15 protein-coding genes are annotated in these 16,984 nt (G+C 34.5%); 5 read left to right on the forward strand and 10 right to left on the reverse strand.

All coding sequences use genetic code 11. From position 1 onward, the window contains the following. Window positions 1-151: 151 nt before the first annotated feature. The 4 genes from WCV66_RS18860 to WCV66_RS18875 all read right to left on the reverse strand — a co-directional run bounded on the left by WCV66_RS18860 (window position 152) and on the right by WCV66_RS18875 (window position 6,843). A complete protein-coding gene (locus tag WCV66_RS18860; RefSeq protein WP_338786506.1) occupies window positions 152-1,150 on the reverse strand; it encodes a LacI family DNA-binding transcriptional regulator in 999 nt (332 codons plus the stop codon). Between the two features lie 362 nt (window positions 1,151-1,512). Further along, on the reverse strand, window positions 1,513-3,339 hold the full coding sequence (locus WCV66_RS18865) for a response regulator (protein WP_338786507.1): 1,827 nt from the start codon (window positions 3,337-3,339) through the stop codon (window positions 1,513-1,515). Further along, entirely contained in the window at window positions 3,308-4,159 is an 852-nt protein-coding gene (locus WCV66_RS18870) for a protein-glutamate O-methyltransferase CheR (protein WP_338786508.1), read from the reverse strand. The genes WCV66_RS18865 and WCV66_RS18870 overlap by 32 nt, the downstream gene beginning before the upstream one ends. A gap of 11 nt (window positions 4,160-4,170) precedes the next feature. Further along, the gene (locus tag WCV66_RS18875) at window positions 4,171-6,843 is read right to left on the reverse strand and encodes an ATP-binding protein (RefSeq protein ID WP_338786509.1); all 2,673 of its coding nucleotides are present in this window, start codon (window positions 6,841-6,843) and stop codon (window positions 4,171-4,173) included. 384 nt (window positions 6,844-7,227) lie between these two features. Between WCV66_RS18875 and WCV66_RS18880 the strand changes: the two genes are divergently transcribed. Genes WCV66_RS18880 through WCV66_RS18890 form a run of 3 tightly spaced genes read left to right on the forward strand, consistent with a single transcriptional unit; the run spans window position 7,228 to window position 10,578 of the window. Continuing rightward, the gene (locus WCV66_RS18880) at window positions 7,228-8,679 is read left to right on the forward strand and encodes a circularly permuted type 2 ATP-grasp protein (protein ID WP_338789496.1); all 1,452 of its coding nucleotides are present in this window, start codon (window positions 7,228-7,230) and stop codon (window positions 8,677-8,679) included. A 43-nt stretch (window positions 8,680-8,722) separates the two neighbouring features. After that, complete coding sequence (locus WCV66_RS18885) at window positions 8,723-9,685, forward strand: alpha-E domain-containing protein (protein WP_338786510.1); 963 nt, start codon at window positions 8,723-8,725, stop codon at window positions 9,683-9,685. Continuing rightward, window positions 9,682-10,578, forward strand: coding sequence for a transglutaminase family protein (locus WCV66_RS18890; protein ID WP_338786511.1), 897 nt, complete (start codon window positions 9,682-9,684; stop codon window positions 10,576-10,578). Before WCV66_RS18885 ends, WCV66_RS18890 begins: the two co-directional genes overlap by 4 nt. 66 nt (window positions 10,579-10,644) lie before the next feature. Here WCV66_RS18890 and WCV66_RS18895 read toward each other — a convergent pair whose 3' ends face one another. Continuing rightward, window positions 10,645-11,553, reverse strand: coding sequence for an endonuclease/exonuclease/phosphatase family protein (locus tag WCV66_RS18895; RefSeq protein ID WP_066337396.1), 909 nt, complete (start codon window positions 11,551-11,553; stop codon window positions 10,645-10,647). A gap of 337 nt (window positions 11,554-11,890) precedes the next feature. On the opposite strand from WCV66_RS18895, the gene WCV66_RS18900 reads away from it, so the two are divergent. Beyond that, the gene (locus WCV66_RS18900; protein WP_066337397.1) at window positions 11,891-12,286 is read left to right on the forward strand and encodes a (deoxy)nucleoside triphosphate pyrophosphohydrolase; all 396 of its coding nucleotides are present in this window, start codon (window positions 11,891-11,893) and stop codon (window positions 12,284-12,286) included. 61 nt (window positions 12,287-12,347) lie between these two features. Here the strand turns inward: WCV66_RS18900 and WCV66_RS18905 are convergent, their stop codons facing one another. Then, entirely contained in the window at window positions 12,348-12,512 is a 165-nt protein-coding gene (locus WCV66_RS18905) for a hypothetical protein (protein WP_338786512.1), read from the reverse strand. A gap of 250 nt (window positions 12,513-12,762) precedes the next feature. Between WCV66_RS18905 and WCV66_RS18910 the strand changes: the two genes are divergently transcribed. Then, on the forward strand, window positions 12,763-13,116 hold the full coding sequence (locus WCV66_RS18910; protein ID WP_338786513.1) for an RsiV family protein: 354 nt from the start codon (window positions 12,763-12,765) through the stop codon (window positions 13,114-13,116). Window positions 13,117-13,389: 273 nt separating this feature from the next. On the opposite strand, the gene WCV66_RS18915 is transcribed toward WCV66_RS18910, so the two are convergent. The 4 genes from WCV66_RS18915 to WCV66_RS18930 form a co-directional block, all read right to left on the reverse strand. Next, complete coding sequence (locus WCV66_RS18915; RefSeq protein WP_338786514.1) at window positions 13,390-13,680, reverse strand: nucleotide-binding domain-containing protein; 291 nt, start codon at window positions 13,678-13,680, stop codon at window positions 13,390-13,392. Between the two features lie 89 nt (window positions 13,681-13,769). After that, window positions 13,770-16,145: a beta-L-arabinofuranosidase domain-containing protein gene (locus tag WCV66_RS18920; protein WP_338786515.1), complete on the reverse strand. Its 2,376-nt coding sequence runs from the start codon at window positions 16,143-16,145 to the stop codon at window positions 13,770-13,772. A gap of 30 nt (window positions 16,146-16,175) precedes the next feature. Beyond that, complete coding sequence (locus tag WCV66_RS18925) at window positions 16,176-16,553, reverse strand: family 43 glycosylhydrolase (protein WP_338786516.1); 378 nt, start codon at window positions 16,551-16,553, stop codon at window positions 16,176-16,178. Continuing rightward, the gene (locus tag WCV66_RS18930; RefSeq protein WP_338786517.1) at window positions 16,550-16,804 is read right to left on the reverse strand and encodes a hypothetical protein; all 255 of its coding nucleotides are present in this window, start codon (window positions 16,802-16,804) and stop codon (window positions 16,550-16,552) included. The genes WCV66_RS18925 and WCV66_RS18930 overlap by 4 nt, the downstream gene beginning before the upstream one ends. Between the last annotated feature and the right edge of the window lie 180 nt (window positions 16,805-16,984).

A 16,984-nucleotide genomic window follows, 5' to 3' on the forward strand; every position in this document is an offset into this window, starting at 1 on the left:
TTTTCATTAATCGATACCTTTAATTATATCATATCCACTAAAATATTTAGTTGTTACACCTCACACTGTTATATAAAAAAAGAGTCAAATCATATCTTGATTTGACTCTTTTAACATGCAATATTAAAGGTTATCGATAACCCTAACGATGTTAGTATACCTCACAAGTTGAGTTTCTTATAATTAACTTCGGCAGTACCAGTATCTTTTGTCTTGTATTATGTTTACCTTCTATCTCAGCTAATAAAATATTCACTGCTTGAGAGCACATGCTCTGAATTGGTTGATCAACCGTTGTTAATGTTGGATCACAGCATTTCGATAATAGTGTGTTATCAAATCCTGTAATTGATAGATCTTGAGGAATAACTAAGTTTTTTTCACGTGCACCAATCAAAATCCCAATCGCTAGCAAATCATTGGCGCCAATAATTGCTGTTGGTGGATTAGGTGTATCCAGTATTGCTTCTGTTAGCTTCTGTGCATGTTCGACACTAGAGTTACAGATCATTATATGCTCATCTTGTACAAATAAGCTATGATCTTGCATAGCCTGTTTGTAGCCGCGAATTCGCTCCTGACTGCTTGTGGCATCCTCAGCAATTACTGCTATATTTTTATGCCCTTGAGAAATTAAGTAATTAGCTATTTCATAACCTCCAACAAAATTATCCACGGTTACAGTATTCACAGTCAGGTTAGGGTGAGGTTCAGCAGCTAGTAGAATCACTGGAACATTTTCCTTTAGCAACTCCATAACAACATTCCTATTTTTAAAACCACCAGCAAAAATAAAACCATCGACGCTTTTCTGTCGTAGCAATGAAACGTAGTGCTCTTCTTTTTCCGATCTAAAATCAGTACTGCAGATAACAAGGTTATATCCCCGTTCATGGGCACGGTCTTCAACTTGACGTGCCATCTCAGCAATAAAAGGATTTGCGATATCGGGTAACAAAAAACCTATTGTGGAAGTTCGCTTACCAGTTAAAGCAGATGCAAGGACACTTGGCTTGTATTTTAGCTCGTTCATTGCACTTAAAACTTTTTCCTTTGATTTTTTTCCAACCTGCTGATTATTCAAGACCTTAGATACGGTAGAAATTGAAACACCTGCTTTTTCTGCAACATCATAGATCGTAATTTTCACTTTTAGTTCCCACTTTCCTTCAGTAATCCTAATGTGTAAGTAAAAAGTCATTTAACATAAAGGGAATACTAACCTTTGCTACTTTCTACAAGTCTAGTTCACTATGTAACATGTATGAAGTATACGATAAATTTTTTTTGTCACCAATTTTATTTTCACTAAACTGAAAGCGCTTTACTACTTCTATTGTAATGACATTTTACTTTTAATCAACCTTTTCTTTAAAAAAGAATATATTTCAAAGATACTATTACATTTTTTAACAAAAACCCCTAAAATCACTGGTTAAAATGATTTTAGGGGACATATTATTTACATTTTAAACTTTTTTATTATTTCTCGTAAATCCACAGCCTTATCACTTAAAGATTGAGCATATGATGAGAATCTTCACCTAATAACTGATTGTCTTCACAAGGAAAATAAACTAAAAATGTAGTACCTTTGTCATTTGAATCAATCTTAATTTTGCCGTTATGTTCAGAAACAACTTTATGACAAATGGACAAACCAAGACCAGTACCATTTTTCTTTGTACTGAAGAAAGGTGTACCAATTTTATCAATAACTTCATCCTTAATCCCACAACCTTGATCCTGAATTGCTAAAACAACCTGGTCATCTTGATGATATGTTTTAATGGTTAAGGTTCCGCTTGAAGACATTGCCTCAAGACCATTAAGTGAAAGGTTTAAAATCAATTGCCGAATTTCACGTTCATGGATTTGTATAGAAGGGCAGACAGCTAGATCTAGATCAACATGATGATCCGTGTACATCGCTTTCGCTTGAATAAGCGGGAACAATGTTTCAATAACTCCGTTTAAATTCTTCCATTCTCGTTTTGAATTATTATTTTTTGAGACTGATAGAAATTCAGTAATGATATTATGCGCCCGATCAAGCTCTTCAATCATAATGTCAATAAATTCAGATGAAGGAAAATCTTTAGACATTTGTAAAAACCCACGGATTGTTGTCATCGGATTACGAACTTCGTGGACAATTCCAGACGCCATTTCCCCTACAATGTTTAGACGGTCCAACCGTGCCATTTCTTTCTCGACTAAAACTCTCTCTGTAATGTCAGTGATTACTGAAAGAAGACAGTTCTCTCCATGTAATTCCATCAATTCAGTCGATAATAAACCTTCGCGTAACTCACCTGTTTTGTTTAAGTACTTTATTCTGCTATTGTATACAGGATGTGTTAAATCAGCCATTTCAACAACGGTTTCACCAATATCTTCATAAGAGATATATGTTAGAGGATCGGCTGATTGATTGAGTATTTCTTCATAGTGATTAAATCCAGAGTAAGTTAACCAACTCTTATTTACGTTGATAAAGTGCCAATCTTTTAGCGATCGCAATGATACGAGGCATGGTGTTGCTTCAAATATTTTACGAAAACGTTCTTCCTCAATCAACTTTCTTTCTGTAACATCACGAATTGAACAAACATAAACCTGCTGACCTCCTATACTAGCCTCTCCAATTTGGATATCAGCTGGAAAAACAGATGAATTCTTTCGGAGTGCCGTAGTTTCAATAATTGTACCTATATGGATATGATCTCCAAAATACTTTGTCAAATCAGGAACAATCAGATTGATGTGTTCATTTATTATTTCTTCAACCATATATCCAAACATATTGTCTATTGCGGGATTTGTCGTTATCACCTTACCAGTTTCATCAAAAGTAACAAGGGTATCTGCCAATGTTTCTCCGGTTACTCTTAATACTTCATTCTGAAACATAATTTGTTCTTGGTATCGATGAATTTTTATAAAAGCATCAATTTTCATCCTCAAAGTTTCAGGGTGAAAAGGTTTAAAGATATAATCAATAGCACCTGAGTGATACCCCTCTGTCACATGCTCTAAAGCCTGACTAATGGCTGTAATAAAAATAATTGGAATTTGCTTAGATTTCTCACGAGACTTTATCATTCTAGCTGTTTCAAATCCATCAATCCCTGGCATTTGTACATCTAGCAAAATTACAGCAATGTTATCTATAAGTACATGCTTTAACGCTGCTTCACCTGAATTGACACTAATTAAATTGTATTCAGGTGAGGATAGGACACTTTCAAGTGCTAATAGATTCTCTGGACGATCATCTACTAATAATATATTTACTTTATTTGCATTAGTGTTCCATTTTTCGATATAGCTTTTCATCAGAATCCATCTCCTCATAACACGTACTATGGCTAGTAAAAGCAAGATCCTCTCTTTTTCCAATCCCCAATATTCCGGATGAAACTAGACTATTATAAAATAATTCGTGCACACGGTTTTGTAAATTCGAGTTAAAATAAATCATGACATTTCTACAGAGAATGACATGAAACTCATTAAAAGAATGATCCACCGCTAGATTATGTTGAGCAAAAACTACATTTTCTCGTAGGAAGGCATGAAAAATTGCTTGATTGTCTTTAACTGTGTAATATTCAGTAAATGCTTTTCTACCACCTGAATGTAGGTAATTTTTTGTATACAATTGCATCTTCTTTAATGGAAAAATACCTAACTTCGCTGTTTCTAACGCAGATTCATTAATATCTGTTGCGTATAATGTTGCTTTTTTATGTAATCCTTCATCGTATAACAGAATTGCCATTGAGTAGACTTCTTCACCCGTAGAACACCCTGCATGCCATATCCGAATAGTAGGATATTCTTTTAATATAGGAATGATTTTCTTACGAAAAGCTGAATAAAAACTGGGATCACGGAACATTTCAGTTACCGTGATCGAGAAATCCTCTAATAGACTTCTCATAATTTTTGGATCATGTAGAACCAATTCTTGTAATCCTGAAACTGACGATAATTTCTCAGAATAGATTCGATGCCATATACGACGACGAATCGATGAGAATACATAGTTTCGAAAATCAAATCCATAATGCCGATAAATACCTTCTAGTAATAAATCAATTTCTATTTTTTCAAGATCTTCAGGATCCTTTTCATGCATCACAATCTTTTCCATTGAGTAACCACCTATCTGTACAACCATACCTTCATTAAAGAAAAGAGTTGATCTAAAAATACAGGCTTACTAATATAGTCTGACGCACCAGCTTCTATGCATTTATCTTTATCAATTTTCATCGCTTTCGCGGTCAAGGCAATGATTGGAATGTCTTCGTATTCTGACTTCTTACGAATTATTCGGATTGTCTCATATCCATCCATTTCAGGCATCATGATATCCATAAGAATTAAATCAATATCTGGATTTTCCTGTAAAACAATAAGTCCACTCTTGCCATTTTCAGCAAAGACAATTTCCATTTGCTTCTTTTCTAGGGCTGTTGTAATTGCAAATATGTTCCGCATATCATCATCAACAATAAGTATTTTTTTCCCCTTTAACAATTCGTCTCCATCTTGTTCTAGTTGAGAATTCTGTTTGTTATCATTAATAATCTCAAGTGTAGTTGCCACTTCATCATTTAATGGATTTACTTCTGTTAAACTACTTTTATCATAAACGGGTAAATAAAACGTAAATGTACTCCCTTTACTTGGAGAGCTTTCAACATCAATACCCCCGCCTAACAATTGTGCAATTTCTCGACTAATTGAAAGACCTAATCCTGTCCCCCCATATTTACGACTGGTTGTTCCATCTCCTTGTTGAAAGGCCTTGAATATTAACTGTTGTTTATCAATCGGTATTCCAATTCCAGTATCTTTAATCGAAAATGCTAGAATCGTTTCGTCATTTTTTAAAGTAGGATGATTTGCTAAATTCGCTTTATAAAGTTTCATCTCAACTTCACCATATTCGGTAAATTTAAAGGCATTTGTTAGTAAATTTTTGATAACTTGTTGTAATCGTTGTTCATCTGTCCATATAACTTTTGGTAATTTGTCATCAATTTGAATTGAAAACTTTAACCCTTTTTGATCTGCAAGTGGCTGAAATTGACGTTCGATAAAACGACATACATCATTAAGAATAACTTCGCTAGGTATGATCTCAATATTTCCTGACTCAATTTTAGCCAAATCTAATATTTCATTAATTAAGTGTAGTAGGTCATTTCCCGACTTATAAATGGTGTCTGCAAACTCAACTTGTTGAATCGTAAGATTTCCTTCTTCATTTTCAGTAAGCAGATGTGCTAGAATAAGCAAGCTGTTTAACGGTGAACGTAACTCATGTGACATATTAGCTAAAAATTCTGACTTATATTTTGAATTAAGTTCTAATTGGACAGCTTTTTCCTCAAGTTCCATTTTGGTATTGTTTAAATCTTTTGTTTTTTGTTCCGAGCTTTTATACTGTTCTTCAAGTTTTTCATTCATACTTATTAGTTCTTCATGCTGAAGCTGCAACTCCTCAGACTGACTTTGTAATTCTTCTGTTAATTGCTTTGATTCTCTTAATAAATTTTCAACCTGCATACGACCTCTCACACTATTTACAGTAATACCAATATGGTTGGCAATTTGTTTTAATAATCTTTCTTGAATAGGTTCAAATTTTTTAAACGAAGCTAATTCAATAATGACTGTAATTTCCCCTTCAAATTCAACCGGTATAATGAATAGGCTAGCTGGTGAAGCAGTACCTACACCTGAAGATATTTGAATATAGTTTTCCGGGAGCTCTACAAGATGAATTGCTCGCTTTTCAAGTGCTGCTTGTCCGATAATTCCTTCCCCGTAACTAAAGCTAGGAACACTCATTTTCTGATTTTGAAATGCATAAGTTGCAAGACTTTGAAATCTTGGTTCTTCAGATCCTTGCTTGATATAAAACACACCGTAATTTGCACCAACCATCGGTGTGATTTTAGTAATAAATTTCTCGGCTAATGTTGGAAGATCATGAATCCCTTGATACATTGTGGCTATATCTGTAATGCTTGTTTCAAGCCAGCTTTTTTCCTGAAGAGCTAACGTCATCTTATTAAAAGCATTTGCAATATCACCTATTTCATCATTCGTTTTTACTTCAATAGGTATGTAACGTTCTCTTGTACTGGAAGTTGATGTTAATGTGGTAATCACTTTAGTTATTTTTGATAGATTATTAGTAATATTTTTAGAAATAAATAACCCAATTAATAGATTAATTATAAGTACAACAAAGCTTATTAAGATTGTGGTTTGTTTAATATCATCAACTAGTGCCGTGTTCTCTGCTCTTGCATCACTCATTAATTCTTTGTTTCGGTCAGTAAGGTATTTAGTTAATGGAGCAAACTCTACTCCTATAGGAAGCACTTCCGAAATAAAATATTCTAATGCCTCTTCTTGATTCGAATCTTCTTCAAATTGCCTCAATAGTTCTTCATACTTTTTAGTAAACTGGTTATTAAGTTCACTCAGTTCTGTAACAACTTTTCTACTTTCAGTATGGGTAACAAGGCTACTTGTTTCGTGTATTAACAAATCTAATTCAATATTTGCTCGTTGTAGATCCTTTTCAAAATCTGGGCTTTTGGTTAACAAATATCCACGTAAACTATTGGTTTGCTGAGTTGCTAAAATTTCAATATCTTTTACATTACTTAAGATATTGACACGTACATTTATTATTGATGAATACGAATTATTAATTTTATTGATGTAATAATAAAAAATCCCACTAGTTGCACCGAAAAATAGAGTTACAGACAGAAAACCTAGGATTAACTTTTTACTTATTGTAAATCTCACCCACCAATTAACTCCCCTCTATCCTTTATTAAATTTGACGTTATTTAATTATTGTATAAATTCAGTATCTTTAAATAGATTATAAACTATTAATTTGATTTTTATAACAACTTTTGTGAGAATATCTAACATAATTTCACTCTATTTCACAAACTATTAAATCGAAACAATCCTTGTTTCATATGGATTTGCAGTGAAATACAAAACATTGACACAAAATAGACACATAATCCCCCCTTCTTTTCGACATACAGATGTGGTTTGACTGACTTATACTTGCAATATCGTTTCTGATGTAAACAAAAATAACATTGATCAGGGTGACAGTATATGAAAATTTGGAATATGCCAATATGGAGGAGTAAAAAAGTGACGGTGCTGACAATGAAAAACAAACAAGTATTTTCTGAATATCCTAAACATTCATTTTATGATGAGATGTTTGATTCAAATGGAAAGGTTAGGAATTCTTACGACAAACTCTATCAACAGTTTTCAAAAATGGGGGTAAAAAAATTAACAAACCGAAACTCTTCCATGCAGTCGCAAATGATTAAGCAGGGAATCACATTTACACTCTACGACGGGAACCAAGATGAATCACATTCTGAACGAACGATCCCTTTTGATATCATCCCAAGAGTTATTACGTCAGAAGAGTGGGAGTTCCTCGAACGTGGTTTGAAACAAAGGGTTCTTGCGTTAAATATGTTTATTAAAGATGTTTATCATGAGCAAAACATTCTTAGAGATGAAATCATTCCAAGAAAGATGATAATTTCCAACCCCTATTTCCTTCCAGAAATGGTTGGATTAGATATTCCAAACGATAATTATATCCCTCTTTCTGGAATTGATTTAATACGCAGTGATACAGGAGAGTATTATGTTTTAGAAGATAATTTACGAAATCCATCAGGTTTGTCTTATGTCTATAAAAATCGTTCCTTAATGATGCATTTATTCCCTGAATTATTTTTTGAATATCAAGTAAGGGATATTAATCAAGGGTTAAATGATTTACTTGGTAGCTTACGGAGTCTAGCTCCCGAACATAAACAGGATCCTCTAGTTGTCTTGCTGACTCCTGGGGTTCATAATGCCGCTTATTATGACCACTCATTTCTTGCTCAAGAGATGGGAATAGAGCTTGTCGAAGGACGAGATTTAACAGTTATTGATCAAAAAGTTTATTTAAAAAGCATTCAAGGTCTTCGACAGGTTGATGTCATTTACCGTCGTATAGATGATGATTTCCTTGATCCACTTGCATTTCGAGCAGATTCCCTACTCGGTGTACCTGGTCTTATGAATGCATATCGTGCTGGTAATGTTGCACTTGCCAATGCACCTGGAACTGGAATGGCTGATGATAAAGCTGTTTATGCTTACGTACCAGACATGATTCGGTATTACTTAAAGGAAGAACCAATTTTAAAAAATGTACCTACATATATTCTTTCAAAACAGGAAGAAAAAGAATACGTTATCGCTAATCTATCAAAGATGGTTGTAAAAGAAAGGACACTATCTGGTGGATATGGCATGTTAATTGGACCAACTGCTTCTGAAACAGAAATCAATGAGTTTGCAAAAAAGATTATTAAACATCCAGACCGTTATATAGCTCAACCAACAATAAAGCTGTCCTGTTCACCTTCTTTAACTGATCACGGAGAGCCAGCTCCTCGACATATTGATTTACGTGCATTTGTATTTTTAGGGAAAAATGTGCAACTCGCTCCGGGTGGTCTTACGAGAGTCGCATTAAAAGAAGGATCATTAGTCGTCAATTCATCCCAGGGTGGCGGCACAAAAGATACTTGGGTTCTTTAATTATCTATATTCTAGAAAAAACTTATGATGAGGTGAAGAAAATATGATGAACCGTTGTGCGGAATTACTATTTTGGGTAGGTCGTTATTTCGAAAGAATTGAGAATCATACGAGGTTAATCGATGTCAACTATCATATGCGACATGAATTAAAAAGAAATGCAGATGAAGAAGACTATATGTGGGAACGTTTAGTTTCATCAATTGGAAGTGTAAATGCTTTCAACAATAAATTTGAAACAATTAATGAGAAAACTGTTATTCAATTTTTAACATTTGATAAAACAAACACAAATTCAATTTTTTCATGTGTTCACCAAACTAGAACAAATATGCGAGCATTGAGACAATTGCTTCCTAATGAAATGTGGGATATTACGAATACTTTTTACCTTTGGTTAAAAGAACAAGATATAGACTCTGCAATGGAACAATCACCTTATCTTTTCTATCAACGTATCAGAGAGTGGTTGTCAATCTTTAACGGCACAGCCGATTCTATAATGGTTCGTAATCAAGAGTGGAATTTCATTCAAGCTGGGAAGCATTTAGAGCGGGCCGAGAATATTCTCAGGATTCTCTACTCAATCTATCTTAATTTTATGGAGGATGGCTCTTTACTAAAAGACAAACATAATTACAATCGTATGATCGTGTTGTTAAAGTCTGTCGGTGGATATGAAGGCTTCAGAAAATTTCATGCAAATAATGTTACGTTTGAAAAAGTAGTAGAGTATATGATGCTTAACCCTACTTTTCCACGTTCAGTAAATTTTGCTTTAACCTCGTTAGAGTCTAATTTACAATCTATTAAACAACAAGATTATAATTTTGTCCTTTTATCAGACCAAGCGCTTGATTTAACTGTAAAAGTTAGAGAGATTCTTGCTGGAGTTCAGGGAGAACTATATGGTTTAGATTTGCTTTATCAAATGCTTGTTTCATGTGATCAACTAGGTGATACAATCTCAAAAACATTTTTTCAGGAGGAGTTCGTCGGAGCGTGAAATTGCAAATTACCCATCTTACAAGATACACTTATCAAGAACCAGTAATGGACAGCATTAATGAGGTTCGGCTCACACCTAGATCTGATGATCATCAAGAATGCAGCGAACATAGGATCTTAGTTAAACCAGAAGTACCCCTATTTTCTTACACAGATTATTTCGGGAATACTGTCCATCATTTTACAATACCATCACCACATCAAGAACTTACAATTGAATCACGTTCAATCGTAGATACAGTTGAGACTTTCAAAGATATGGTGCACCCTATACCCTATGAAACAGAAACCGATATTCTAGCTAGTGATACATTTCAAAATCAGTATGCAGAGTACTTAATGGAAACAGATTTTACCCGAATTACACCTGAATTACGAATATTTTGTGCTGAAAAGATTCATACATACAAAGTAAAAAGTATATATCATTTGCTAGAGCAAATTTCAAATTTGCTCTACTCTAATCTGACATATGATACAGGTGCCACACATGTCCATACAACAGTTGAAGAAACATTGCGTCTTAAAAGAGGTGTTTGTCAAGATTATGCCCATTTAATGATTGCAATTTGCCGTCTTTATAACATACCGACAAGATATGTTAGTGGATATCAGTTTATTGGTGATATTCATGATGATCAAACAGAAGAAGTCCAGCACGCCTCTCACGCATGGATCGAAGCCTATGTTCCAATCGTAGGTTGGATCGGCTTCGATCCGACTAATAATGGGAAAATTAATTGGCGTTATGTAAAAATTGGGCATGGCCGTAATTACAGAGATATTGTTCCAGTAAAAGGGGTTTACCAGGGTTTAGGTGAACAACAATTAGAGGTTTCCGTTGATGTAAAAGTTTTAATGGATGATAGTAAGAATAAAAAAATTATTTAGATCTTACCGAAAACAATAGAAAAGTCTTAACCCCTTTTCAAAAAAGGGTTAAGACTTTTTTATTTATTAGTAAGGAAAAGCTAAATCTACGATTACAGGATAATGATCACTTGGAAATTGACCATTTTTATAATAGTCTAGAATTTCAAAAGAATTTGCTACAACATTACCTTTAGCAAGAACCCAATCAATTCGTCTTTCCGGTCCTCCACCAGTTGGATCTCGGAATCCATTAAAGGTACCTAGGTTTTCATTCATTCTTACCTTTGCTGTATCCCATGTATCGGAAAATGCTCCATCACTTGTTAATGTTTGATGTGGCAGACTATTTGGGCTTGTATTAAAGTCCCCTGTTAATACAACCGGTAATTCAGAATCAAATGCTTTAATCTCTTCTATTATTAATTCAGCACTTTTCTCTCTTGCCTCTGCAGATTGGTGATCAAAATGAGTGTTCACAACATAAAATTGTTGATCGCTCTGCTTATCAAGAAATTTCGCCCAAGTGACCATACGTGGAATTGAGTTCCCCCACGACTTTGATCCAATGACATTGGGTGTATCTGATAACCAAAAATGATCATACTCTAAAGGAGAGTAGCGGTTTTCGTTATAAAAAATAGCTGAATATTCTCCTTTATTGCCTCCCTCACGCCCTAAACCAATCCATTCATAATCAGGTAAACTATCATTAAGATCCTTAAGTTGTTGATACAATACTTCCTGAGTTCCAATAATATCTGGTCGTTCCATTCGGATCAATTTTTTTATTGCTGGTAACCTTTCTGCCCAAGTATGTGGTGAAGGGTCATTGTTATTCAAATACCTTAAGTTATACGTCATTACCTTCAAATTCACTTCAGATGTTTGTTCATTGTTTTCTGAAGCTAACACATTTGATGTTCCTGAAAAGACTGTACCTAACAACATCATGATAATTGCTACTAAAAAATAAGGATTTAACCACTTTTTCATTTCAATTCCCTCCTAGTTATATAATACAAACAAATCATAACGATAATATGTAAACCCTTTATATAAGATATATTGATTATTCATTAAGCTTTTTTCTAGTAGGATAAATTCAAATATACCAAGTATTTAACACTTAAAAACATGAAAATTGTAGGAGGGAATTTTGAATTCAAGTAAATTTTCAGGTGAAGTTTATCCTATTAAAATTTTCAATTTTTATTATTATGTAAAAAAATTTACTTTCATTTAAAGGTAATGTAATTATTAACAGATGTAATTGAATAAAATGATATGATAGATAAAAGTAATTTTTGATATTTAACCTGGGAGAATTCGGATGAAAATAAAAATAAAAGTAGTCGCTGCAATTATTGAAAATGACCAAAATGAAATCCTTTGCGCATTAAGATCACCGAGCATGTCATTACCGAACATGTGGGAATTTCCTGGAGGTAAGATGGAAAAAGGTGAGGATTTTTATATAGCTATTGAGAGAGAAATCAATGAAGAGCTAGACTGTAAAATTGAAGCACAAAATATCTTTCATGAAAACACTCATGAATACGAATCATTTAGCATTCATTTGATTTGCATGAAATGTAGGATTACAAATGGAGATCCAATTCCAAATGAACATTCAAAATTGATTTGGTTGAAAAAAGAAAATCTATGTTCCCTAAAGTGGGCTCCTGCGGATATTCCAGCTGTGGAACAATTAATGAAGGAAAAGTAGTCTAACTTTTAGTAACAACTACTTTTCCTTAAGCACAAGAAATTGATAGTAGTTTAATATGCTATTGCTCTCCACTCCCTGAAGAGTTTGTTCTATTCGATTCCTGTAATTTCTGTTTTTCTATATTATCTATTGAAACAGATTCTAACCCATATCCAGTTGAGCTAATTTCTAATACATCTTCCTTACTTTTTAGGTGTAATTCCGAATCCTCAAACTTTTCCATTCTAAGTGCCTCCTTTATAACTTTTTTCTATTTTTCTACATATTACTTTAATTATGTATGAAACGTCATAAATGTTTCATATATAATGCAATGAAAAAGTATATTCTTATTCGCCATCGAAACAAGTGGTATTTCATCATGCAGATGCCACACAAAACTTACTGGCTTTCTTCCTGAATGCTTTGGTAATTATGGAGTTAAAAATAATCAACGCGGGATTTTCAGTATCACATTAAGTAATTTTGCCAATATGCCAACACTTGCACATCCTGTCACCTATTTGGATTCTCTCACAACGGATGTTCGCACCGGGAAAATTTATCAGTTAAAAGATCTGTTTAAAGAAAACAGTCCTTATAGAGATCGAATTAACAAATTGATCGAGATACAAATAAAAGAACGTGACATCCCACTTTTAAACTCCTATACAGGCATTCGCCCTAATCAAAAATACTATATTGCTGACAAAGCCCTCATTATTTATTTTGATATGTATCAGATCACACCAGGTTATGATGGATTTCCAATGTTTCCTATAGGGAGTTATCAACTACAAGATATCATTGAAGACACAAGTCCACTTGGTATATTGCTTCCCGATTGATCAATCCTTTACCGAAATTGTGTGACCACATCTCATTTGAGTCAGGAACATTTCGCACCCATTAAAGCGCCCTTATCTACAGTATATTTTCCCACCGTATTCAACGTACACAAACATAGGACTTTACTACTTATCTTGGCATATATGTACACAATGACAAAGGGTGCATTCTATCAACCTTTTTGTCGGTATAACTGTAGATAAAGGCCATATTGTTGAAGAGCAATATAGCTTCTATAAGCTGGTTTAGTTCAATAAAAAAAGGGGTATCTATTACGCCCCTTTTTGGTTAAGACACTTTAATTTCGACATTAATTGTTTGGCAACACATACTCCATTTTTAACGATATAGCATTCTACATAATGATTTCCTTTGAATGTCGTCACTTCCGAATGACTCAAGTTGTCTGTTCGCACAATTTCACCGTGAATCATATCTTCTTGTTTTGCTTTATATCCCCTATTTTTTACTTTCCAATACACATTGAAAGGTGAAGGGACATTTGTCCTAGCAACAAAGATTAGATTGTATCCTGATAAAAGGACGTCTCTTTTTTCTATCATGGATTTCAACCAACCAATGGATCTGCCCATTCACCTTTAATTACAGGTCCTTGTTGATATTTAATCATACTTCCAGCTCCTTTTTGTCGTTAACTTTTTAAGAATGTAATTCCAAATACTCTCGGTGTTTCATTCTCAATTGATTTAAAAGTCAATTTCATGCTTCCCTCATACGATAAATAAGTGTTATCCAACAAGAATTTTTGAGAAATGAATTCTCCATCTGGACCTTCCTGCACTGTGATAGTACGTATCTCTTGATCATTCAAGAGTAACTCCATGCTTTTTCCTACATCCTTCTGATGAAAATCCAGCTGCAAGTAAAAATCATCATTCGTCTGAAAACGAAACTCATAGCTAAACCAACCATCCTTAAAAGCTTTGCGATAGCGTCTTCCCCAGAATGCATCAACCTTGGAAACCTGGTAATCTACTTTTTTAGCATGCTCACTATTATTATCATCAAAATTATGCAATTCAACTAAAATCCGCTCTTTCTCTCGTAACCATTCTTCTTTCTGACTAATTGCATCCTGAGCTTCTTTAGAATCTGCTTCCAATAGATTGAAATAGATTCCGTAGCGTTCCCCATGCATTTCATAATATGGGCTAAAAATAATGTTATCTTTCACATTTTTCACTTGAAAAGCGATCAGCTTATCTTCACGTTCAATAGGCTGCATTTGATCTTTAAAATGAACCGGCCAATCATCGGTTGTTGTCATTAACGTATCAGGTAATAGACGTTCCTTCGTCCCTACTCGAACCAGAATGCCGTTTGGATTATCTGTTTCGATATGTTGAGTTCCTAGTCCACCGGCCAATACATATGGACCATATTCAAATGCCACATAATTCGGGTTATCTTTTGTCGACACCAGCTTCAAATAAGGCGCAAACTTAATAACAACGGTTTCATTTTTTCCAACAGCCCTCTTGAGATATGCAAATCCATCCTTTAATTCATAATCAGCCAGCACACCATTATGTAGCAGTTCAAATTCATCCGTCCATGTCGGAATCTTTAATGCTAGATAGAGTGGCTTACTTGGTTCTTCACTCATTGTACTTGTCGTAAATGTGGCGATACTCTTTTTACGATCAGTATCCTGAACAAGGTGAATATTATGATCAGGTAGGCTTACCTCATTTGAAAAATAAAGGTTCACAAACACATAATCATTCTCTTGAAAATAATAAGTATCAGCTAGCTTAGCAAAGCTTTCAACCCCCGTACCTGTACAACACCAAAATTCGTCATATGGACGGTTATAGACTTTGTTATACCCCGCTCCCATTGGTTGAAAGTACATCATCATCCCATTTTCAGGATTTTGCGAAGCTAGAATGGCGTTAATATACGTTCTTTCATAGTAATCCAAATATTTCGGGTCTTTGGTGAGAAAATATAAGTTGCGTGTTAATTTCAGCATATTATGGGTATTACAGGTTTCACATGTACAATCACCCTTACGGACTTCTGCATCGTAATATAGTGAATTAGGTTCTTGGAAGTGCTCACTTTGACTATTACCCCCTGTACAATATGTATGTTCATTAACGACAATCTCCCAGAAATTCTTTGCAGCCTCGAAATAGGTTTGACGTTTTTCTTTTTCTTCATCAGAAAGGAACGAATGAAGTTCACTGTCTTGAAAGACTTGATACTTCTTTGATGCACCTATTAATTTAGGAATTGTCGTATTCGCATGTCTTCCTGGTAAGATATTTTCATTATTTGCTAATTTCTCAAATAGCTCATCCTCATCAAAGTAGGTCGCTGCAATCATATGCTCCTTCTTTTTTGTTAATTCAAATAAGTGATATAATGCATCGTTCATTCCACCATATTCGATTTGCAGCATTCTTTTCTTATCAGGTAATTGCATCATCCGGTGATAAATGTAATCTCCAAATTGACTAGCAACCTCTAGCGCCAATTGACTGGTATCCTCTTTAATCCCTTTTAACGATTTATAAATATCTAATAGGCCCGCTAGAATTTTATGCAAATTATACCAAGGTACGAGTACATTCTCTTTATCTTCAGGCAATACGCTCTTTCCTTCGACCTCATCAAGCGCTGACTCTCGAAACGCAGAAATATAACCTGCACTTTCTGGATGATTGAGAGCATAGTTTTCTTGGGCTTGTGCCAATCCAGCTACAGCCACCTGCATTTCTTTTATTAATTGATCTTTTAAGGGACTCCTTTTCTCAGCATGATAGGCTAAGGCTAGCGCTGACATATAATGTCCAAAGAAATGTCCGCGGAAATTAATCTCGTTGCTTCTTTCCCAACCTTGATACCCTTCATTTGTTAACGGTTGAAGCCCAGCAATCTTATATACTTCAAATAAAAATTTCTCAGATTTCAAACTTAGTAGATACTGTACAAGAAGATCCTGAGCTCTTTTAACATATGAATCAGTAATTGTTATAAGATTTGTTTGAATTGATTTCATCTAAATCTACCTTCCTCATGTTTATTATGATCATACAACGATAACAGTCAATGTTACGTTTTGATACTCTGGTAATAGATTTTCTTCATCTGTCATATCCAGAATAGGTGATCCATCAAATCGAAAATGAACGGGTCTAATGCTCGCATGGCGGAATCCACCATTCACACTACATGCATGGTACACATTTAACCAATCTCCAAACTGATCTTGAAACAAAGCGTTATGCCCTGGACCATATTGACCCACTTGACCTAATAAATGCATCACAGGATAATTTAATTTTCTCCAATAATCAGGATCCATTGGGTCATTAGAAGCATTCATTTCTAACAAGCCAACAGCATATGTTGGACCTACACCTGAACTCGAATAAACCATATATAGCTGATCACCCTGCTTTATCACAAAGGGACCTTCTGCCACTCCGTCTGTAGCTTACCATTTCGTTCCCATCCATATTCATTTCGACAAATTCGCACTGATTCACAAGTAAGTCGCCATGGCACGTTCGAATTGACGGTTGCTATATACAGAGAAGCATTTTCCCGCTCCTCACCAAACCACTTGGGCTGTGACCAACATACATAGGCTTTTCCATTATGTTCAAAATAGGTCATATCTAATGAGATACTACACTCTCCATCAGCTGGATTCATAGGATCGTCTCCTTTAAATGGTACCACATTTGCCTGAACACCATGCCAATTGTTATTGACACTAATTTCGAGAAATCAATAAAGTCTACCTCCAATCACATATAACTCTGGTGCCCAATGCTGACCATGACGCTCACCAACAGGAATATTACCATCCCACAATAAAACCTCATTTGCATT

The organism is Metabacillus rhizosphaerae, from assembly GCF_037201795.1.
Taxonomy (GTDB): domain Bacteria; phylum Bacillota; class Bacilli; order Bacillales; family Bacillaceae; genus Metabacillus; species Metabacillus rhizosphaerae.